Genomic DNA, 18518 nt, shown 5'->3' with positions numbered 1-18518 from the left:
ACTCATAGCCCGGATCCCGGATGAACACCCATAAGAATGCCCGATTGACGTACCTTCGCCGCCTGGAGATGGTTCAAGACATGACTTTGCGTGGCTTGTGCCCGACAGATGCCGCTGCCGCGCACGGCGTCAGCGCCGTCACCGCTCGCAAATGGCTGGCTCGTTTCCTTGCCGACGGCGCCGAAGCTCTGCTGGACAAGTCATCCCGGCCGGCGAGGACGCCACGCAGCATCGACCCCGCAGTGGCCCTGACCATCGTGGAGTTGCGCCGCAAGCTCTTCCTGCAGTCCCACATCGCGACCTACATGGGCGTGTCCAAGGCCACCGTCAGTCGAGTGCTGCGTCGGGCAGGCCTGTCCAAGCTCAGCGATCTGAGGCCCCAAGAGCCGGTCCAGCGCTACGAGAGGGAAGCCCCTGGCGAGCTGCTGCACATCGACATCAAGAAGCTTGGTCGTTTCGACCAGGTGGGTCACCGGATCACCGGGGACCGACGCCAACGCGCTCGCAGCATCGGCTGGGAATACCTCTTCGTGGCCATCGATGACCACAGCCGTATCGCATTCACCCAGATGTACCCGGACGAGCGCAAAGAGAGCGCCACGGCCTTCCTGCGCTGCGCAGCAGACTACTTTGCAGGGCTGCGAGTCCCCATCGAACGGCTCATCACCGACAACGGGCCGGCCTTCAGATCCGCGGTCTTCGGCGAGGCTTGCCTGGAGTTGGGCATCCAGCAGAAGTTCACCCRAGCCTACAGACCGCAAACCAACGGGAAGGCTGAGCGCTTCATCCAATCGGCACTGCGGGAGTGGGCCTACGGTCGGGCTTACGAGCACTCAGACCAGCGGCGCGAAGCGCTGCCGGCCNCGGCCTGGGCGCCTTCATCCTCGAACGCTGCGCGTCCAGTGTTCGCACGACAGGCAGTTCTGGACTTACGAGAACGGGAAGGCTGAGCGCTTCATCCAATCGGCACTGCGGGAGTGGGCCTACGGTCGGGCTTACGAGCACTCAGACCAGCGGCGCGAAGCGCTGCCGGCCTGGAACCACTTCTACAACTGGCACCGCCAGCACCACGGCATCAATCTCAAGTCGCCAATGAGCCGTCTCTCGACTTCACGAAAGAACCTCTTGACTCTTCACANACCACTTCTACAACTGGCACCGCCAGCACCACGGCATCAATCTCAAGTCGCCAATGAGCCGTCTCTCGACTTCACGAAAGAACCTCTTGACTCTTCACACCTAGGTGCAGTGTTTCACGCTATGCGGCACTTATGGATCCGCGCCTTTGCCTCCGTGGCCGCGTTGCAAATCCTCGCGATACCAGAGGTATCGCTCCGGTTTGCGCCTTGCCACGAAGGCAAATCCGCTGGCCCATAAGCACCGCATAGCGTGAAACACTGCACTAGGATCCCGGGTTCAGTCGCCCAGGCGGAACGACACGAACGCCGCGCGGTCGATGTCGTCCAGTTGCACCGCCATCTGCACCAGCATGGCGGCCGGCCAACCCGCCTCGGCCTTCAGCACGGCCAACAGCCGGTCGGCGATGTCCTTCTTGATCTCGGGCGTGCGGCCGCTCAGCAGCGAAACCTTCACGTGGGCGAACGCACGCGCGCCGGTGGTGCTGGTGCCCACCTGGAAGGTGTCGAAGCGGATGGCACGGCTCTTGATGTCCACCTCTTTCGTCTGGCCGCTGTCGACCAGCGCCTGGTTCAGGCGCAGCAGCAGGCCGGGCACGTCCACGGCATCGAGGTTGGCGGAGTAGTCAAGGGTCAGGAAAGGCATTGATGCACCGTCAGGTGATGGGTTGGAAAGACGCTCGGCCGCTCAGGCCGCGCGGGCCTGGAGTTCGGCCACCTGGCGCCGCAGCGCCTCGTTCTCCGCGGTGAGCTCGGCCACGCGCTGCTGCAGCGCCTCGATGGAGACGGGTTCGTCACCACCGCCTTCGGCGCTGTCTTCGCGCGGCTTGCGCTTCGCGGCCTCGCGCACACGCTTGGCGGCCTGCTTCAATTCGTCCTTGCCGGCGGCGGCCGCGGCCACCTGTTCCTCGGCCGGCAGGCTGGCCACGGCCGCTGCAGCGTTGATGGAGATGGTGCCGGCGCGCACGGCTTCCACCACCTCGGGTGCGGCCTGCTTCTGGATCTTCTCGATCATCACCACCTGGCTGCTGCTCAGGCGCGCGGCCTTCGCGATGGCCTCGCGGCTCGTGAGCGCTGGCGGCGGCGGCAGGAAGGACACCCCCGACGACGACGCCGCCGGCGCCGGTGCGGCGGCCGCGTCGGCTTCAGGGGCCGGCGGCGCGGGCGTGCGGGTGCGCTCGGACAGGATGTCCTTCTTGCGCAGCGCCAGCACACCGCGCTGGAAATCCGAGACGCTGCGGCGGCCCAGGTGCTGGTCGATCATCCACAGGTGCACGTCGTCGATGGACTGGAAGCGGGTGTTCTGCACCGTCTGGAACGGCAGGCCGTGCTTCTGGCAGATGCCGTAGCGGTTGTGGCCGTCCACCAGCATGTCGCCCCACAGCACGAGGGCGTCGCGGCAGCCTTCGGAGAGCAGGCTGCGTTCGAGGGCATCGTGTTCATCCGGGGTCAACGGGTCGATGTAGGCTTTCAGGGATTCGTTGACGACGATGTTCATGGAGACGGGGCAGGCACGGATGAAGCAAGGGGACGCATTTTACCGGCAGGCCCGCCATCACCAGCCTGCTGCTGTCGGGTGGTCATTGCCCTCCGCCGCCGGCAGGGTTGCGCGGCGGCCGTGCATGGGCGAAAAATTCGGCAGGCGGGTCGAACAGGTTGTCGAGGTCCCCTGGCTGCGGCGAACCCGGATCTCCGAGCCCGATCCACATGGGATCGTCCGGTGAAGCCGCCAGGACCGGTGCTTCCAGTTCGGCCGGCAGGTCGTCCAGCATCCTCAATGCCTCATCCGGCCCTTCATATCGGTCCGGTGCCGGCCTGGGCGTGCGGTGCCTGCGCAGGCCCCATGCCTGCAGCTGCGGGGCGGGCGACGTCGCGGCGGCTGTCGGCGTCGCGGCCGGCGTCTGCAACGCGGCCTCCAGTTCGGCCGCGAATCCTTCGCTCGGCGTCTCGGCCGCAGCGGGCGGCGCCTCGGCCTTGTGCAGGTAGTCGATCAGGGCTTCGAGTCCAGCATCCGCCCCTGCGGCCTGGAGCAGCGGCGCCAGTACGGAGGACGAATGCAGCCAGCCCCGGTCGTCCGATACCTTGCCCAGGGCTTCGGCGCTCATGCCGGCCTGGCGCGCGGCGTCCTTCAACGGCATACCGGTGCTGCGCATCCGAGCCATCGTGCCCGCGACCATCCAGTGCTTCGCAGCGAGCAACTGCGCCATGTCGTTCAAGTCCGGCTCGAGGCGCAGCCCGGTGTCGCGCACGGCCTCGGACGGGTGGGCCGCAGGCGCAGATGAAGATGCCGTGGCCGGCACCTGCAGTTCGGTTCTCCAGGGCAGGCGGTTCTCCCGGGGGGCCGAGGCCCCTGGCCGCGAAGAGGATGAGGGCGCCGATGCCGCCGCCGTCCTGGCCGCTGCTGCCGGAGCCGCGGGCCAAGCGGGCCCGGCCTCCGCCTTGCGCAGGTAGTCGACCAGCATCGCGAGCCTGGTGTCCGCCGGGGCCGACTGCAACAGCGGCGCCAGGACCAAGGGCGGGTGCAGCCGACCTTGTCCGTCCGACACGCGGCCCAGCGCTTCGGCACTCAGGCCGGCCTGCTGCGCGGCGTCGCTGAGTGACATGCCCGTGCCGCGCATCCTGGCCATCGCGCCGGAGACCATCCAGTGCTTCGCCGCGAGCAGCCGCTCCATGTCGTTCAAGCCCGGGTCGACGCGCAGCCGGACGCTGCGCGAGGTTTCCGATCGCTTCACGGCAGGAGGAGCCGGGCGCTTGAGCCGCAGTGCGAGCTTCTGCACGGTCGCGCCAGAGATCAGCGACAGCTCCTTGACGCTGAGATGGGGCAGTATCTGGGCCAGCCTGTCGCCGTAGTCGTGCTTGTTCTCCCGCGGGCCCTTCGGGTGGCTCTGCCGGATCGCGAGCAACTCGGGCGGTATCTCCGCGAAGGCGGGATCCTTTCTCAGGTTGCTGACGAGGACTTCCGCAGCTAGCGCGATGTCTTCCAGTCGGGCATCGGGAAAGGCCTCTCGCAGCCGGCGCGCATAGTGCTGCCCGTTTTCCTTGGGGCCGCGCAGGTGCTGCCGCATCGCGAGCACGTGGTCGGGAACTTCACCGAGGGCCGCGTCGACCCTGGGGTTGCTCTCAGAGACGCCCAAAGCCGAGTCCTTCCGGAGATAGGACACCGTCACGCCGGAGATGTCCGAGATATCGGTCAGCGGAAGCTGCGGCCACCTTTCGCGCAGCCGGTGGGCATGGCCGATCCTCGGCTCACCCGGCAGGCGGGGAAGCAACCGGGCGGCATCGTCCTTCGAGGGCGTCGGGGAGGGAGGGTGTTGCGGCAGCGTGGCACGCGGCGCCAACGACGACGAAGCGGCATCGGGCTGCGGGGGGCGGGGATGCAGCGCCGAGGGCCACGCGCCCGGCAGGCTTGGCCGGCCCGGCGAGGTCTCGGCCCGCCGCGGGCTGGCCGGGGCCGCAGCGAGAGCCGGTGAGCCCGGCGTACCGGAGATGCGCGGCAGCATCGGCGCCGCGTCCTACCCGCCGTACAGCCGCAGGACCCCGCGCACGTACCCCTGAGTCTCGCGGAACGGCGGGATGCGGTTGCCGTGGCGCTTGACCGCGCCTTCGCCGGCGCCATGGGCCGCGAGCGTCAGCTCGACGCTGCCGTCGAACATCGCATCCAGGTCGCGCGGCGATTCCACGCCGTAGCGCGCGCCGGTGGCCAAGTCATTGACCAGTGCCACGTGGTGGTGGAAGCAGTCGATCTGTGCCAAGGTCGTGCCCTGCAGGGTCTGCGTGGCGGCGAAGAGGTTGCCTTGGTTGCCGAGGGCGGCCTGGGCGAGGGGCACGGAGGTCTCCTGGCTGAAAAGAGGTAGCGCCATTCTGGCTGCCGGCCGCTGCGGCGATGCGGCCGGGGGCGAAGGGCGGTGCCGGGACGCGAAGCCCGGCATGTTGCGTCACCGCCCCTTCATCGGAGAAAAAACGGGTTTGAGCTTACTCCCCCGTTCAGCATGCGGTTGCTCCGAATGCGATCAGGAGGGCGACGCCCAGGACTGCGGCGGCCACGCCCGCGAGCAGCTTCAAGCGCCACGTCCCATCGTCCATCACGACTTGGCTGTTCGGCAACACCATCGTCATGCTGCGCCGCCGACGGGGAAGCGGCGCACGAGCCGGAACGGCGCCCCCCGTGCGGGTTCGGTGAACCAGGTCAGTTCACCGGCCCCCACGGGCACCGACAGCGCCGCGGCGAAATGCGCGCACGCCTCGGCCGTCAGCGCCGGGCCCCATGCGGGGTGTACCGCCGTGTCGCTCAAGGTCAAGTGCATCTGCCAATGGTCGAACACATGGGGGTACCCCCAGCGATCGACCCGCTGCACCTGGGCTTCGTCGAGACCCGCGATGCGGCGTGTGCGCTCGGCGGCATCGGGCGGAGCCCGGAACACGTCGAGCCGCGCCACGCACGCCGCAGCGAGTGCCACGAAGGGCCCGGGCAGCGGCGCGGCCGGGCACAACGCCATGAAATCGCGCAACCACGTCACCTCGAAAGCGGGCAGTGGCACGGCGTAGTGCGCACGCGCGATGGCGGCCAGCTCGGCCTCGAACGCCGCCTCGCCACCCGCCAGCACCATGGGCGCCTTCACCGTGGCATGGAACCCGTAGCGCCACGGGGACGCCCGGTGCGGCCGCGAGGGCGTGGCCGGCGACGACGGGTCGCGCCCGAGCCACACGTTGCCCGCGGCCCACAGCGGGTGGTGGGCGGCCGGCACCCAGTACACCGCATGGCGCGCCGTCACGACAGCGCCTCACCGGCCTCGACCGTCAGTTGCACGGCATCGGCGGCGAACAAGGTGGTGGCGGCTTCCACTGGCACCCCCGCCAGGTCGGCGTTGACGTATTGCACGACCAGCACGGGCTGCGTCACGGGCCGCGCCAGCGCATCGGCCTCGGCCGCGCTGGGCAGCCGCGTGGAGATGGTGCTGCGCACGCGCACGTAGTCGGCCACGCCCAGCTGCTTCAGCGCGGCGGTGATGCCACGGCCCGCCGCAAACGCCTCCGCCATGCCTTCGAGCCGCGGGCACGGGTACGCGGACGTGCTGATGCCCACCGGCCGGCCGCGGATGGATGCGCGGGTGTACAGGATCACCACGTCGCCCGTGGCCGACATTTTCAGCGGCCCTGCCCACTCGCCCGCCCGCTGCCGCGCGTGGCCGAGCAGCTCGCGCTTCGCGCGTTCGCCCGCCTGCGCCACGTTCTCGCTCATGCGCGTGCGGCGTTGCAGCGCGTAGTCGAGCACCAGCTCGCGCACATAGGTGCCGCTGCCGTGTTTCACCCGCAGGTGGCCCTCGTGCACCAGCGCCTGCGCCGCCTGGCGCAGCGTGTGGCGGTTGACGTCGAACCGCTGCGCCAGCGTGGTCTCGTTCGGCAGGCGTTCGCCGGGTGCGATGCGACCGGCCACGATGTCGTCCCGAAGCGCATTCGCGATGGTTTCCCAAAGACGGCCGCGGGGGGCCTCGGGCGCCGGGCTTTCCTGGGAAGGGGGGGCGGGGTGTCGGAGCATGATCACGAAATTGTCATCGAGAACGTTGATGCTGCCCATGCTAAAGTCATCTAGACGACACATCAAATGACCGTCGATGCCGTGACAACCTGCGCCGACACCGACCCCTGCCGCGAGCGGCAATCGACCGAAGGAACCACGCCATGAGCCCTTCCGACGTGACCTTGCGCGACGCCACCGCGCGCGACGTGCCCGCCCTGCTGATGCTGTACGAAGCGGCCGGCCTCGACCACCCCGGCGACAACGACCGCGACGCGGCCGTGGCCCACTGGACCGCGCAGCGCAAGGCCGGTGCCCACGTGCTGTTCGCCGAGGCTGCCGACGGCCGCCCGCTCGGCACGTTGACGCTGTTCGTGCTGCCGCTGCTCGCGCACCGCGGCGCACCGTCTGCGCTGGTGGAGGATGTGGCCGTGCACCCGTCGGCCCAGGGCCAGGGCATCGGCCGCCGCCTCGTGCACGAGGCGATGGACCGGGCCGCCGCCGCGGGCTGCTACAAGCTGGCGCTGTCATCGAACGAGCGGCGCGAGGCCGCGCACGCGTTCTACGACAGCCTCGGTTTCCAGCGCCATGGCTTCAGCTTCGTCGTGCCGCTCGGAGGCCCGCGATGAATGAACCGCAGCATCAGCGCGAGCCACGACGAATGAACGACCTGCTCCTGAACAACGCGCGCCTGGTGCTCGGCACCGAGGTCGTGCGCGGCCACGTGGTGGTCCGCGACGGCCGCATCGCCGAGATCGGCCACGGCACCACCGCGGCACCGGGTGCCATCGACCTGCACGGCGACCTGCTGCTGCCCGGCCTCGTCGAGGTACACACCGACAACCTCGAACGCCACGTGATGCCGCGCCCGCGGGTGTACTTCCCGATGCAGTCGGCCGTGCAGTCGCACGACGCCGAGGTGGCCGCCGCCGGCGTCACCACCGTGCTCGACGCCATCGGCGTGGGCGACCCGTACGGCGACGGCTTCCGCTCGCGCGACCAGAGCGCGCTGCTCGAGGTGCTGGACCGGCTCGAGCACGCCGGCGCCCTGCGCGCGGATCACCTGATCCACGTGCGCTGCGAGCTGCCCGCCGACAACACGCAGGCGCTCTTCGCGCCGTTCGCCCGCCACCGCCGGCTGCGCCTGATCTCGCTGATGGACCACACCCCGGGCCAGCGCCAGTGGACCGACGTGGAACACGCCCGCATCTACTACACCGGCAAGAAGGGCTGGACCGATGCCCGCTTCGACGAGGAGGTGCGGGCGGCGCCCGAACGGCAGGCGAAGCACGCCGTGCCCAACCGCGCGTGGTTCACCGCGTTCGCGCGCGAACATGACGTGGCGCTCGCCACACACGACGACACCACCCTCGCCCACGTCGAGGAGGCCCATGCGCTGGGCGCATCGATGAGCGAGTTCCCCACCACGATGGAAGCCGCCCGGCACGCACGCAGCCTCGGGCTGTGCACCGTGGCGGGCGCGCCGAACGTGGTGCGGGGCGGCTCGCACTCGGGCAACGTCTCGGCCATCGACCTCGCGAAGGCAGGGGTGCTCGATGCCCTGTCGTCCGACTACGTGCCGTCGAGCCTGCTGCAGGCGGCGTGGACACTGCAGCGAGACGCCGGGTTCTCGCTGCCCGAGTCGGTGCGGGCCGTGAGCCGGACACCGGCCATGGCCTGCGGGCTGGACGACCGGGGCGAGATCGCCGTGGGCCTGCAGGCGGACCTGGTGCGGGTGGTGGAGGTAGCGGGGTTGCCGGCGGTGCGGGAAGTGTTCAGGGGTGGGCTGCGGGTGGCGTGACGGTGGTGTGCGGCCCTTGGGCCAGCAGCAGGATCTGCCGTAGCGAATCGCACAACGGCAGCCTGCTTTGTGCAGGACCGTCATTACAGCACCGGTGCGAGGGGCCCGCAGCTTACGCTCCTGGACATCCACCAGGAGCAATCATGACCGTGGCAATAGTGCTGCATCGCGCCGACGGCGCACCCGTTTCAACCTCCTTCAGAAAGGCGGCGTTCGGCAAGGACGATCCCTTTGCACAACATCGCGAGATGGCGTGGGAAGGACCGGGCTCGATGATCGCGGGCCGAACCAGCTTCGTCGGTGAGCTCGACGTCCCGAGCTTTCCTCACATCGAAACCATTGTCGTGGTGGAAGGAGAGCTGACCCTGACCGCGCCCGGATCGGCACCGCTGGTGCTCGGTCCACAAGCGGGCGCGGTCATCGGATGCGGTACCGCGCTTCGCATCCACGCCGCAGAACCCGTTCGGTTTTCGTTCTGCGCGACGGCTTGCGAGCGCCCCAGGCCCGGCCTCGTGCCCCTGCGCGCCGACGCCGACTTCAAGCCCTCTGCCCCGCCACCGGCGGAGACGCTGCTGTGCCCGGCCCCGCAATGCCGCAGCGACAACGCATTCACCGACGAGGCCACGCAGTACCTCGCTGGCACCTGGGATTCGACCCCGTACCACCGGATTGTCCGCCCGCATCGCGTGAACGAGTTCATGCATCTCCTGGCCGGCAGCGTGCGGTTCGCAGCCCCTGATGGCAGCGTGCTGTCGGTGGGCACCGGAGACGCGCTTTTCGTGCCCCAGGGCGCACCGGTCGGATGGGAAAGCAGCGATCGCGTGGCGAAGTTCTACGTGGTCCAAAGCGTCCAGGCTTGAGTCGACGAGCGAGATCCATCATGTCCCCTCCGCTGCACCGCATCCGTACTTCACCCACACCACCGGCCTCGGCTGACGTCGTCGTGATCGGCGGAGGCATCATCGGTGTCTTCACCGCCTACTACCTGGCCAAGCGCGGCGTTGCGGTTGCCCTGGTTGAAAAGGGAAGCATCGGTGCCGAGCAGTCGAGCCGCAACTGGGGCTGGTGCCGCCAGCAGAACCGGGACGCTCGCGAACTGCCGTTGGCGAGCAAGAGCCTTGATCTCTGGGAACGCTTTGCCGTTGAAAGCGGTGAAGACACGGGCTTCCACCGCTGCGGGCTGCTGTACCTCAGCAACGACGAGGCCGAACTGGCCCGCTGGGCCAGCTGGCGCGACTTTGCCAAGACCGCCGGCGTGGCGACCCACATGCTGAGCAGCCGGGAGGCCGCCCAGCGGGGGCATGCGACCGGCCGCGCCTGGAAAGGCGGGGTGTTCTCGCCCACCGATGGCACTGCCGATCCTGGCAAGGCAGCGCCCGCCGTGGCGGCGGCGCTCATGAAGCTCGGTGGCAGCGTCCACCAGAACTGCGCGGCCCGCGGCATCGAGGTGGAGGGCGGACGGGTCAGCGGCGTCATCACGGAAGCCGGGGTCATCAAGACCAGGACGGCGGTGCTCGCAGGAGGCGCCTGGGCTTCCTCGTTCTGCCGGCAGCTGGGCATCCGTTTTCCCCAGGCATCGATCCGCCAATCCATCCTGAGCGTATCCCCTCTGGAACACCGCCTGCCGGATGCCCTGTTTACCGCGGGCGTGTCCGCCACGCGCCGCAACGACGGGCGCTACGCACTGGCCATCAGCGGCCGCGCGCGCGTGGACGTGACGCCACAGTTCATGCGATTCGCCCCGCAATTCGTGCCGATGTTCGCCAAGCGCTGGCGCAGCCTTCTTCCGGGAGGTCTCGAAGGCATTCGTGGCGGCCATGAAACGCTGGCGCGGTGGCGGCTCGATGCGCCGACGCCCATGGAGCGGGTGCGCATCCTCGATCCAAAGCCTGATCTGCGGACGGTCAGGGAGACCCTCCGCCGCGCCGTCGAACTGCTGCCCCAACTTCGCGAAGCCAAGGTCACGGACGCCTGGGCCGGCTTTGTCGACAGCACGCCGGACGGTGTACCCGGCATCGGCGAAGTGCCGGCCGTACCGGGATTCATCCTGGCCGCGGGCTTCTCCGGACACGGCTTTGGCATCGGCCCAGGCGCCGGCCACCTCATCGCGGACCTTGTGACCGGTGCCGAGCCGATCGTTGATCCCGTGCCGTACCGGCCGGCGCGGTTCAGCGGTTCGGCATGGGGCAAGGTCGCTGATTTCTAGTGCAGTGTTTCACGCTATGCGGTACTTATGGGCCAGCGGATTTGCCTTCGTGGCAAGGCGCAAACCGCAGCGATACCTCTGGTATCGCGAGGATTTGCAACGCGGCCACGGAGGCAAAGGCGCGGATCCATAAGTGCCGCATAGCGTGAAACACTGCACATGGCCATGATCCGGCGCATCATCTTCATCCACACGGTCGCGATGCTGGTCGAGCGTTTCCGTCCGCGCTTCCAGACGGAACTGCCAGACGCAGACTGCTTTCACATGCTGGATGAAAGTGTCCTGCAGGATCTGATCCGGCAAGGCCCTTCAAGCGGCATCACGCGCCGCATCGTCACCCTCTCACAAATGGCGGCCGATGCGGGTGCCGAGCTGATTGTCTTCACGTGCTCGTCGACCTCGCCGGCCATCGACACCGCGCGCCAGACGGTGAGTGTGCCGATCCTCAAGATCGACGACCCCCTCTACGCCCGCGTGGCAAGCGCGCCCGGCCGCGTCGGCTTGATCTGCACAACCTCGTCGACGGTCGCACCGAGCCGGGCACTGCTGACTGCGCACGCACAGAACGCCGGCCGGGAGATCCCGGCGGAGAGCGTCTTGTGCGCGGCGGCATTCGACGCCCTGGCCAGTGGCCGGCGTGACCTGCACGATCGGCTCGTGCGCGAGGCCGCGGCCGCGTTGGCGCCACGCGTCGATCGCATCGTGCTGGCGCAAGCCTCGTTGGCGCACCTGGGCGAACCGCTCGCCGATCAACTGGGGCTGCCGGTGTTCGCGAGCCCGGAACTGTTGGTGCAGGAGGTGGTTGCCCGGGTACGGGATTCCGCCTGAGGCTTGCCCGCCCTTCGCTCGCAACAAGGAGAAGCCATGACCATCCTGCTCGGCTGCATCGCCGACGACTTCACCGGCGCCACCGACCTCGCCAACAACCTGGTGCGCGCCGGCATGCGCGTGGTGCAGACCATCGGCGTGCCCGCAGGGCCGCTGGCCGCCGAAGCCGATGCGGTGGTGGTGGCGCTCAAATCGCGCACCGTTCCCGCGCAGGAGGCGGTGGATCAGTCGCTGCAGGCGCTGCGCTGGTTGCAGTCCCAAGGCGCGCAGCAGATCTACTTCAAGTACTGCTCCACCTTCGACAGCACGCCCGCCGGCAACATCGGCCCGGTGGCCGACGCGCTGATGGCTGCCATCGGCACACCGTTCACGATCGCCACGCCGGCGTTCCCGGACAACCAGCGCACCGTCTTCAAAGGCCACCTGTTCGTCGGCGATGTGCTGCTCAGCGAAAGCGGCATGCGCGACCATCCGCTCACGCCGATGGCCGACGCCAACCTCGTGCGCGTGCTGCAGGCGCAGACACGGCAGCGCGTTGGCCTGATCGGCCACCGCACCGTCACCGCAGGCGAAGCTGCGATTCGCGCGCTCATCTCCGAGTTGCAAGCCGAGGGCGTAGGCATCGCCATCGTCGATGCCGTGTCCAACGACGACCTGCTCCGCCTGGGTCCTGCCCTGCGCGATCTGCCGCTGGTCACGGGGGGTTCGGGCGTGGCGCTCGCACTGCCGGCCAACTTCGGCCTCATGCCATCGCCGCGGTCCGCAACGCTGCCGCCTGCGCGCGGGCGGCAGGCGATCGTTTCGGGCAGCTGTTCGACCGCGACCAACGCGCAGGTGGCCGAGTTCATGGCCTCCGGAGGCGCCGCGCTGGCGCTGGATCCGGTGCGCATGGCGGCGGGCGAGGACGTCGTCGGCGAGGCGCTTGCCTGGGCCCGGCCGCTGCTGGCCGATGGGCCGGTGCTGGTGTACGCCACCGCCGGGCCGGAAGCGGTCCAGGCCATCCAGGCGCGGGTGGGCGTCGAGGAGACCGGCGCGATGGTCGAGCGCACGATCGCCAGCATCGCCTGCGGCCTTGTGGCGAACGGCGTGCACCAGCTCGTCGTGGCCGGCGGTGAGACATCGGGTGCCTGCGTGCAGGCCCTGGGGATCTCGCGCCTGCTGATCGGTCCGCAGATCGATCCCGGCGTGCCGTGGTGTCACGCAGCATCGCCACTCGCGCCCGACGGCCTGCACGTCACGCTCAAGTCGGGCAACTTCGGCACCCCCGACTTCTTCCGCAAGGCCTTGCGGATGCTGGCGGCATGAGCGCCACCTCGCTCGACGAAGCCACCGCGCGTTCGGAGATGTGCCGCGTGGGCCGCAGCTTGTTCGATCGGGGCTACGTGCACGCGACGGCGGGCAACATCAGCGTGCGCCTGGCCGACGGCTTCCTGATCACCCCGACGGACGCGTGCCTCGGTTCCCTGGACCCGGCCCGGCTGGCGCGGCTGGACGCCGATGGACGCCAGGTCGCGGGCGACCGCGCCAGCAAGACGATCACGCTGCACCGGCGCATCTATGCGGCCACCGCGGCGAGTGGCCGTCCGGCCGGGTCGGTGGTCCACACGCACAGCACCTCGCTGGTCGCGTGCTCGTTGAAGGCGTTCGAAGCGAACGGGACCCTGGATGCAGAAGCGGACTTGCTGCCGCCGATCACGCCGTACTTCGTGATGAAGGTCGGCCGCGTCCCGCACATTCCCTACCGGCGCCCCGGTGCGGACGAGGCCGCCGAGGCGGTGGCGCAGGCCATAGCGCACCATGCTGCCGACGGCCGGCAACTCCGTGCCGTGATGCTGGCACGCCTGGGTCCGAACGTCTGGCACGACACGCCGGCGGCCGCGATGGCCGTGCTGGAGGAACTCGAGGAGACCGCGCGGCTTTGGCTGCTGGCGCGGCCGGCACCACTTGACGAGGCGCAGATCGCCGAACTGCGCAGCGCCTTCGGCGCGATGTGGTAGCCCGACCTGTTGTTCCTCGAAGAAGCTCTCAATTGCGCAGCACGCCCAACTGCCGGATCACATCGTCCACGGCAGCATCGAGCGATACCTTGATCGCAGCGGCAACCTGCTCCTGCTCTGGTCCACTGCCCAGGTTGACACGTTGGCGCGACGACACGCGCCGCGCTTCAACCACGAGCTCGAGCTCGGTATCGATGAACGGGCGGCTCGGGTCCAAGGAGGATTGGATGGCGGAGCCAACGGCCCCACCGACCGCTGCACCCGCCGCAAATTTTCGATACGCAGCTTGCTTGTTGAGGTGGACGGTGAAGTGCTCGATGGTCACGCTACGGCCCGTCAAGCGTTGACCTGCCTTTTGCTGCAACTGCGCCGCGAGATACGCCACACGGTTCGGGATAACCTGGGCGTCGCCGAGCCGCGTGATCCCGTACTGCTCGTTGGCCACGTTGTAAGACAGAATCTCGGACTCCGACTCCGCCGGTGAGCGGCGATCCACTACGGTCAAACCGCTGGGCATCGCGATCGTTTCAGGTGCATACGCGTACTTGACAGAAAGCGCAGGCGCCGCACATCCACCCAGTGCCGCACACGCAGCCAGGACCAACGGGCAAACAAGGGACCTCATCAATGCATTCTCCAGAGACGGTGCAGGGTGGCGCAACTTGCGCGGGTCTGAATTCTGCATTGCCCTTCGAACGGGCCAGCCGTGTCATCGTGCAGTTGATCACGCCCGGGGCGCCCGTGAAACGGTGCAAACTCCATCGCATCGCGCACCACGCACCCCGCACGCCCCCATGGACCTCCTCCGCGCCTTCCGCATCTTCGTCCGCGTCGCCGACGACGGCTCGTTCGCACAGGCCGGGCGGTCACTCGACACCGATCCGGCCGTCGTGACCCGCCTCGTGGCCGAACTGGAAGACCACCTCGGCGTGCGGCTGGTGCATCGCACCACCCGCCGCATGACCATCACTCCCATCGGCGAAGAATTCCTCGTCCAGGCCCGCCAGATCGTGGCCGACGTGGACGATGCCTGCGCGATGGCGGACGTGGCGGCCCGCGAAACCCGCGGCCACCTGCGGGTGCTGGCGCCACCGGCCATCGCGTCGCACCAGTTGGCCAAGCACCTGCCGCGGTTCCGCCAGCAGTACCCGCTGGTGACCATGGAGATCGCCACGCGGGGCGGACTCGAGGCGGTGGACGAATCGTTCGACGTCACGCTGATGCACACGCGGCATGCGCTGGCCGGCAACTTCGTGGCGCGGCGGCTCGCCCGCACGGAGGTGGTGTTGTGCGCGTCCCCGGCCTACCTGGACCGGCGCGGGCGGCCGGAACACCCACACGACCTGCGGTTGCACGACACGCTGCTGCCGCCCATCTCGGAGCTGCAGCGGGGCGTGGTGTTCGAGCCACTCGACCCGACTGCGGGCGAACCGCTGCGGGTGGTCCCGAAACAACCGGTGCTGGCGACGTCGCACATCGACACCAACTTCGCGTCGGTGCTGCACGGCCTCGGCGTGGCAGGCCTGCCGTCGTTTGTCATCGAAGACGCGCTGAACAACGGCCGGCTCGAACGGGTGCTGCCGGCGTGGCGCCTGTTCAGCTACACGGTGTGGGCGGCCACGCCCACCCGCAAGCACCTGCCGGCGCGCACACGGGCGTTCCTCGAGTTTCTCATTCAGGCCTTTGGCGGCGAGGACCGGGACCCCTGGCTGGCGGGCACGGCGGCGGGGCATTGAACGCGGCGAGCGCGTTCGCGGACATCAATGCGTTTCCCCACGTGGCCCTGTCGTCCCGGCGCAGGCCGGGATCTCCACCTTCTCGGTCAACAGCAGCGTTCCCGTCCACCGCTGGAGATCCCGGCCTGCGCCGGGATGACCAAAGAGGGATGACTCGTGGCGCCGTTGCGTCAGCGCTTCTCTCGATGCAGTCCCGGGGCGTTCAACCGGTCGGCGCAACAGATTTTCCCCGGACAGCAGTGGACCTTCGCCAGGGCAACGGCGTATTTCCAGCCGCTACGCCCCCAACCCCGCGAACACGTTCTGCACGTCTTCGTTGGCGTCCAGCGCGGCGAGGAAGGCTTCCACCTCCTCCAGCTGCTCGGCCGTCAGGCTGGCAGGATCCACCGGGTTCTTGGGCTTGTACCCCAGCTTGGCCGACAGCACGGTGAACCCTTGCGCGGGCAGCGCGCGGCTCACCAGGTCGAGGTCGGCCGGGTCGGTCAGGAACAGCGTGGCACCTTCCTCGCCAGGCTCGACGTCCTGGGCGCCCGCCTCGATGGCGGCCATGTCCGCGTCGGCCCCCGCCGCGGCAGGCTCAGCCTCGATCATGCCCACGTGGTCGAAGTCCCAGGCCACCGAACCGGAGGTGCCCAGCTGGCCCTTGCGGAACAGCACCCGCATCTCGGACGCCGCGCGGTTCACGTTGTCGGTCAGGCACTCGACCATCACCGGCACGCGGTGCGGGGCAAACCCTTCGTAGAGCGCGTGCTCGAAGTGGACCGCCTCACCCGTGAGGCCCGCCCCCTTCTTGATGGCACGCTCCAGCGTTTCCTTCGGCATCGAGACCTTGCGAGCCTGCTCGACCACCAGCCGCAGGCGCGCATTGGCCGCCGGGTCGGGCCCGTTGCGGGCCGCGATCATGATGTCCTTGGACAACTTCCCGAACAAGCGGCCCCGGGCGTTGGCCGCCAGGTCCTTGTGTTTTGCCTTCCACTGCGCGCCCATGTCTCTCGCCTTCGTTGAGTTTCAGGGCCTGAGGCCCCCTGCGAAGTTTAGAGGATGAGGGGCGCCGACTCTTTTCGCCGAACGTTCACCCCGTTCGCCGCTGCCGTCCGTGTCACCGTGGAAGCGGTTGTAGCCGATGGCCGCTTGCGGCAGCGCGAGGCCTACGCCCTTGGTGTATGCGCTTGCACAACGTAGAACTCGATGCGTCGCCAACGTGGCTTGTCATTGCAGCGCAGCAGCGCGGCGGCCTGCCGCACTGGCAGTTCCCGGCTCAGCGACAACGCCAACGTCAACGCCGCGGACAGTGCCGTGAAGCCGGAGCCTGTGCGTGCTGCACGCTCGAGCATGTGATGTCCATCCCCTTGCTTGTTCGTTGTTCTTGCGCACATGACATGAGCAAGGGTGTTGCCTCTCGGATTTGACACCGCCGCGAGGAATCTGGGAGAGTGCTGGCAGCAGTACCGACCTCGTTCATCGAGGCCAAGTCAGTCCCTACCTGAGTTGTACAACCAAGGAAAATCCAGATGATCAAGTACCTTCGTGTTGCCCTGTTTGCCACGGCATGTGGTCTTCTTCCCTTCTCCGCGTCGGCTGCTCAAGCCACCAAGGCGGATGCCGAAGGCATTGTCCAGAAGGCTGCTGCCTTCGCCACGAAGAATGGGGAAGACAAGCTTGTCGCGGAAGTCAACAAGAAGGACGGCCCCTTCAACCAGGGCGACCTGTACGTCGTAGTCTTCGACAAGACAGGTACCGTGCTCGCACACCCGGTCACGCCCGCCCTCGTGGGCAAGAACCAGGTTGCGGAGCCCGACGCGGACGGAAAGCTGTTCCGCAAGGAGATCGTCGATGTCGCCGACAAGCAAGGCTCCGGCTGGGTGAACTACAAGTACAAGAACCCCACCAACGGTGAGGTCCAGGCGAAGACCTCGTATGTCAAAAAGCAGGGCGCGCTGATCATCATCGCGGGCGCATATGTGAAGTAAGCCGTTGCCACGGCGCAGGTGGTGAGCGAGGTCTACGCCTCCTGCCTTCCATCGAAGTCTTTTGCGCGCTCAGTGCCCGTATTTCGTTGCGCTTGCCGAAGAGAAAGTTGTCGTCTGGTGCGACGTTTCGCTTTTGACGGGATGTCGTGGCGATGTGGAGGCTGGACGTGGGCCCCGGCCGCACCGCGCGGGTGGCGGCGGACTACGTCATCACTTACCCGAAGGACGTGCACCTGATGGAGCGGTGACCTCCCCTGCCCCGGTCGCCAAGCCGGGGCAGGCGGTGCGCGGAGGCGTTGCACAATCAATGGCTTCCCGAACGCCGCCTCCGCCATGACACCCCCACCGAGCCCCCGCGCGCGCACCGAAGCCGACGTGCGCATCGATCTCGCCGCCGCCTATCGCCTCGCGGCACTCGCGGGATGGGACGACACGATCTACACCCACCTGTCGGCCGCCGTGCCGGGCGAGACAGGCGTCTACCTCATCAACGAATTCGGCCTCGGCTTCGACGAGGTGTGCGCCTCCGGCCTCGTCAAGGTCGACCTGCACGGCCGCGTGGTGGACGGCACGGGCCGTCGCGTCAATCCGAGCGGCTTCGCGATCCACGGCGCCATCCACGCCGGCCGGCCCGACGTCGAATGCGTGATCCACCTGCACGCGCCGTGGGGTGCCGCGCTCGCGATGCTGCCGGGCGGCTTGCAACCAACCACGCAGTGGGCGATGCGGCTGCATGGCCGTCTCGGCCGCCACGCCTACGAAGGGCTCGCGCTGGGACCCGACGAACAGCAGCGCCTGGTCGCCCGCCTGGGCACGCTTGACGGGCTGATCCTCGAGAACCATGGCACGCTGACGGTCGGGCGCTCGGTGGCTGAAGCGCACATGCTGATGCACATCCTCGAACGTGCCGCGCAAGCCCAGCTGCGCGCCATGTCCGCCGGTGGGGGCCACGTCATTGCGGCAAGCGCCGAGCTTGCCGAACTCACCTGCCGCCAATGGATCGGCGACGGCACGGAATGGGACGGCGATGCCGAATGGCCCGCCTTGCTGAGACGCGTGGATCGGCTGTCGCCGGGATTCCGTGACTGACCATTGAACACTGAACATTGAAGGAGAACTGCCATGCCTACCCTCCGCGTCGAACTCTTCGAAGGCCGGACCCCGCAACAAAAAGCCGAGCTGGCGAAGGAACTGACCGCCGCCTGCGTGCGCGTGCTGGGCGGTAGCCCCGACGGCGTCGACATCGTGTTCTTCGACGTGGCGCGGCAGGACTGGGCGACGGGCGGGGTGATGTGGAGTGACAAGGGCGGGTGAGCCCCGAGGCCGCGG

Annotated in this window: 20 protein-coding genes and 3 pseudogenes; 13 read left to right on the top strand and 10 right to left on the bottom strand. The window is 68.4% G+C overall.

Annotated elements, in window-relative coordinates; all coding sequences use genetic code 11:
* Positions 1-20: 20 nt before the first annotated feature.
* A pseudogene (locus ASC87_RS04680) lies at positions 21-863 on the top strand (IS481 family transposase); the annotation flags it as partial.
* A gap of 28 nt (positions 864-891) precedes the next feature.
* Positions 892-1138 (top strand): annotated as a pseudogene (locus ASC87_RS33035) (integrase core domain-containing protein); the annotation flags it as partial.
* 278 nt (positions 1139-1416) lie between these two features.
* Here ASC87_RS33035 and ASC87_RS04675 read toward each other — a convergent pair.
* The 7 genes from ASC87_RS04675 to phnF form a co-directional block, all read right to left on the bottom strand.
* Positions 1417-1782 (bottom strand): 5-carboxymethyl-2-hydroxymuconate Delta-isomerase, encoded by a 366-nt coding sequence (locus tag ASC87_RS04675; protein WP_056657442.1) that lies wholly within the window; start codon positions 1780-1782, stop codon positions 1417-1419.
* A gap of 42 nt (positions 1783-1824) precedes the next feature.
* Positions 1825-2634: a hypothetical protein gene (locus ASC87_RS04670; RefSeq protein ID WP_056657441.1), complete on the bottom strand. Its 810-nt coding sequence runs from the start codon at positions 2632-2634 to the stop codon at positions 1825-1827.
* An 82-nt stretch (positions 2635-2716) separates the two neighbouring features.
* Entirely contained in the window at positions 2717-4636 is a 1920-nt protein-coding gene (locus tag ASC87_RS04665) for a hypothetical protein (protein WP_157603844.1), read from the bottom strand.
* A 12-nt stretch (positions 4637-4648) separates the two neighbouring features.
* Positions 4649-4963, bottom strand: a complete 315-nt coding sequence (locus tag ASC87_RS33680; RefSeq protein ID WP_056657434.1) for a lytic transglycosylase domain-containing protein — start codon at positions 4961-4963, stop codon at positions 4649-4651.
* Positions 4964-5120: 157 nt separating this feature from the next.
* Positions 5121-5252 carry a hypothetical protein gene (locus ASC87_RS33495; RefSeq protein ID WP_255358892.1) on the bottom strand — a complete coding sequence of 44 codons (132 nt, stop codon included), beginning with the start codon at positions 5250-5252 and terminating at the stop codon, positions 5121-5123.
* Positions 5249-5908: a DUF1045 domain-containing protein gene (locus ASC87_RS04655; RefSeq protein WP_056657431.1), complete on the bottom strand. Its 660-nt coding sequence runs from the start codon at positions 5906-5908 to the stop codon at positions 5249-5251. The genes ASC87_RS33495 and ASC87_RS04655 overlap by 4 nt, the downstream gene beginning before the upstream one ends.
* Positions 5905-6672 (bottom strand): phosphonate metabolism transcriptional regulator PhnF, encoded by a 768-nt coding sequence (gene phnF / locus ASC87_RS04650; protein WP_200954307.1) that lies wholly within the window; start codon positions 6670-6672, stop codon positions 5905-5907. The genes ASC87_RS04655 and phnF overlap by 4 nt, the downstream gene beginning before the upstream one ends.
* 143 nt (positions 6673-6815) lie before the next feature.
* On the opposite strand from phnF, the gene ASC87_RS04645 reads away from it, so the two are divergent.
* The 7 genes from ASC87_RS04645 to ASC87_RS04615 all read left to right on the top strand — a co-directional run bounded on the left by ASC87_RS04645 (position 6816) and on the right by ASC87_RS04615 (position 13483).
* Positions 6816-7280 carry a GNAT family N-acetyltransferase gene (locus ASC87_RS04645; protein ID WP_056657423.1) on the top strand — a complete coding sequence of 155 codons (465 nt, stop codon included), beginning with the start codon at positions 6816-6818 and terminating at the stop codon, positions 7278-7280.
* A gap of 32 nt (positions 7281-7312) precedes the next feature.
* Positions 7313-8452, top strand: coding sequence for an alpha-D-ribose 1-methylphosphonate 5-triphosphate diphosphatase (locus ASC87_RS04640; RefSeq protein WP_056657420.1), 1140 nt, complete (start codon positions 7313-7315; stop codon positions 8450-8452).
* 143 nt (positions 8453-8595) lie between these two features.
* Positions 8596-9312, top strand: coding sequence for a cupin domain-containing protein (locus tag ASC87_RS04635; RefSeq protein WP_056657418.1), 717 nt, complete (start codon positions 8596-8598; stop codon positions 9310-9312).
* 20 nt (positions 9313-9332) lie between these two features.
* The gene (locus ASC87_RS04630) at positions 9333-10658 is read left to right on the top strand and encodes an FAD-binding oxidoreductase (protein ID WP_056657415.1); all 1326 of its coding nucleotides are present in this window, start codon (positions 9333-9335) and stop codon (positions 10656-10658) included.
* Between the two features lie 159 nt (positions 10659-10817).
* The gene (locus ASC87_RS04625; RefSeq protein WP_235582047.1) at positions 10818-11486 is read left to right on the top strand and encodes an aspartate/glutamate racemase family protein; all 669 of its coding nucleotides are present in this window, start codon (positions 10818-10820) and stop codon (positions 11484-11486) included.
* A 36-nt stretch (positions 11487-11522) separates the two neighbouring features.
* Positions 11523-12791 carry a 3-oxo-tetronate kinase gene (otnK, locus tag ASC87_RS04620; RefSeq protein ID WP_056657412.1) on the top strand — a complete coding sequence of 423 codons (1269 nt, stop codon included), beginning with the start codon at positions 11523-11525 and terminating at the stop codon, positions 12789-12791.
* Complete coding sequence (locus ASC87_RS04615; RefSeq protein ID WP_056657409.1) at positions 12788-13483, top strand: aldolase; 696 nt, start codon at positions 12788-12790, stop codon at positions 13481-13483. Before otnK ends, ASC87_RS04615 begins: the two co-directional genes overlap by 4 nt.
* 28 nt (positions 13484-13511) lie before the next feature.
* Here the strand turns inward: ASC87_RS04615 and ASC87_RS04610 are convergent, their stop codons facing one another.
* Complete coding sequence (locus ASC87_RS04610) at positions 13512-14000, bottom strand: hypothetical protein (RefSeq protein ID WP_056657406.1); 489 nt, start codon at positions 13998-14000, stop codon at positions 13512-13514.
* 277 nt (positions 14001-14277) lie between these two features.
* Between ASC87_RS04610 and ASC87_RS04605 the strand changes: the two genes are divergently transcribed.
* The gene (locus tag ASC87_RS04605; protein WP_056657403.1) at positions 14278-15219 is read left to right on the top strand and encodes a LysR family transcriptional regulator; all 942 of its coding nucleotides are present in this window, start codon (positions 14278-14280) and stop codon (positions 15217-15219) included.
* 276 nt (positions 15220-15495) lie between these two features.
* Here ASC87_RS04605 and ASC87_RS04600 read toward each other — a convergent pair whose 3' ends face one another.
* Entirely contained in the window at positions 15496-16206 is a 711-nt protein-coding gene (locus ASC87_RS04600; protein ID WP_056657400.1) for a YebC/PmpR family DNA-binding transcriptional regulator, read from the bottom strand.
* Between the two features lie 188 nt (positions 16207-16394).
* Positions 16395-16538, bottom strand: a pseudogene (locus ASC87_RS33020) (ISL3 family transposase); the annotation flags it as partial.
* A 192-nt stretch (positions 16539-16730) separates the two neighbouring features.
* Between ASC87_RS33020 and ASC87_RS04590 the strand changes: the two are divergent.
* The 3 genes from ASC87_RS04590 to ASC87_RS04580 all read left to right on the top strand — a co-directional run bounded on the left by ASC87_RS04590 (position 16731) and on the right by ASC87_RS04580 (position 18503).
* On the top strand, positions 16731-17189 hold the full coding sequence (locus tag ASC87_RS04590) for a cache domain-containing protein (RefSeq protein WP_056657394.1): 459 nt from the start codon (positions 16731-16733) through the stop codon (positions 17187-17189).
* A gap of 333 nt (positions 17190-17522) precedes the next feature.
* Complete coding sequence (locus tag ASC87_RS04585; RefSeq protein ID WP_056657390.1) at positions 17523-18278, top strand: class II aldolase/adducin family protein; 756 nt, start codon at positions 17523-17525, stop codon at positions 18276-18278.
* A 33-nt stretch (positions 18279-18311) separates the two neighbouring features.
* Positions 18312-18503, top strand: a complete 192-nt coding sequence (locus tag ASC87_RS04580) for a 4-oxalocrotonate tautomerase (protein WP_056657386.1) — start codon at positions 18312-18314, stop codon at positions 18501-18503.
* Positions 18504-18518 lie beyond the last annotated feature (15 nt).

The sequence above is a fragment of the Rhizobacter sp. Root1221 genome, from assembly GCF_001425785.1.
In the GTDB taxonomy this organism is placed as follows: Bacteria; Pseudomonadota; Gammaproteobacteria; order Burkholderiales; family Burkholderiaceae_C; genus Rhizobacter.
This window is presented reverse-complemented; position numbering and strand designations above follow the sequence as displayed.

Bases quoted from the DNA above. Each gene is read 5' to 3' on its own strand.
- phnF (WP_200954307.1), bottom strand. From the start codon at position 6,672: ATGCTCCGACACCCCGCCCCCCCTTCCCAGGAAAGCCCGGCGCCCGAG.
- ASC87_RS04635 (WP_056657418.1), top strand. From the start codon at position 8,596: ATGACCGTGGCAATAGTGCTGCATCGCGCCGACGGCGCACCCGTTTCA.
- ASC87_RS04670 (WP_056657441.1), bottom strand. From the start codon at position 2,634: ATGAACATCGTCGTCAACGAATCCCTGAAAGCCTACATCGACCCGTTG.
- ASC87_RS04675 (WP_056657442.1), bottom strand. From the start codon at position 1,782: ATGCCTTTCCTGACCCTTGACTACTCCGCCAACCTCGATGCCGTGGAC.
- ASC87_RS04590 (WP_056657394.1), top strand. From the start codon at position 16,731: ATGATCAAGTACCTTCGTGTTGCCCTGTTTGCCACGGCATGTGGTCTT.
- ASC87_RS04645 (WP_056657423.1), top strand. From the start codon at position 6,816: ATGAGCCCTTCCGACGTGACCTTGCGCGACGCCACCGCGCGCGACGTG.
- ASC87_RS04580 (WP_056657386.1), top strand. From the start codon at position 18,312: ATGCCTACCCTCCGCGTCGAACTCTTCGAAGGCCGGACCCCGCAACAA.
- ASC87_RS04605 (WP_056657403.1), top strand. From the start codon at position 14,278: ATGGACCTCCTCCGCGCCTTCCGCATCTTCGTCCGCGTCGCCGACGAC.
- ASC87_RS04625 (WP_235582047.1), top strand. From the start codon at position 10,818: ATGGCCATGATCCGGCGCATCATCTTCATCCACACGGTCGCGATGCTG.
- ASC87_RS04630 (WP_056657415.1), top strand. From the start codon at position 9,333: ATGTCCCCTCCGCTGCACCGCATCCGTACTTCACCCACACCACCGGCC.
- otnK (WP_056657412.1), top strand. From the start codon at position 11,523: ATGACCATCCTGCTCGGCTGCATCGCCGACGACTTCACCGGCGCCACC.
- ASC87_RS04610 (WP_056657406.1), bottom strand. From the start codon at position 14,000: ATGCCCAGCGGTTTGACCGTAGTGGATCGCCGCTCACCGGCGGAGTCG.
- ASC87_RS33495 (WP_255358892.1), bottom strand. From the start codon at position 5,252: ATGACGATGGTGTTGCCGAACAGCCAAGTCGTGATGGACGATGGGACG.
- ASC87_RS04615 (WP_056657409.1), top strand. From the start codon at position 12,788: ATGAGCGCCACCTCGCTCGACGAAGCCACCGCGCGTTCGGAGATGTGC.
- ASC87_RS04665 (WP_157603844.1), bottom strand. From the start codon at position 4,636: ATGCTGCCGCGCATCTCCGGTACGCCGGGCTCACCGGCTCTCGCTGCG.
- ASC87_RS04640 (WP_056657420.1), top strand. From the start codon at position 7,313: ATGAACGACCTGCTCCTGAACAACGCGCGCCTGGTGCTCGGCACCGAG.
- ASC87_RS04600 (WP_056657400.1), bottom strand. From the start codon at position 16,206: ATGGGCGCGCAGTGGAAGGCAAAACACAAGGACCTGGCGGCCAACGCC.
- ASC87_RS04585 (WP_056657390.1), top strand. From the start codon at position 17,523: ATGACACCCCCACCGAGCCCCCGCGCGCGCACCGAAGCCGACGTGCGC.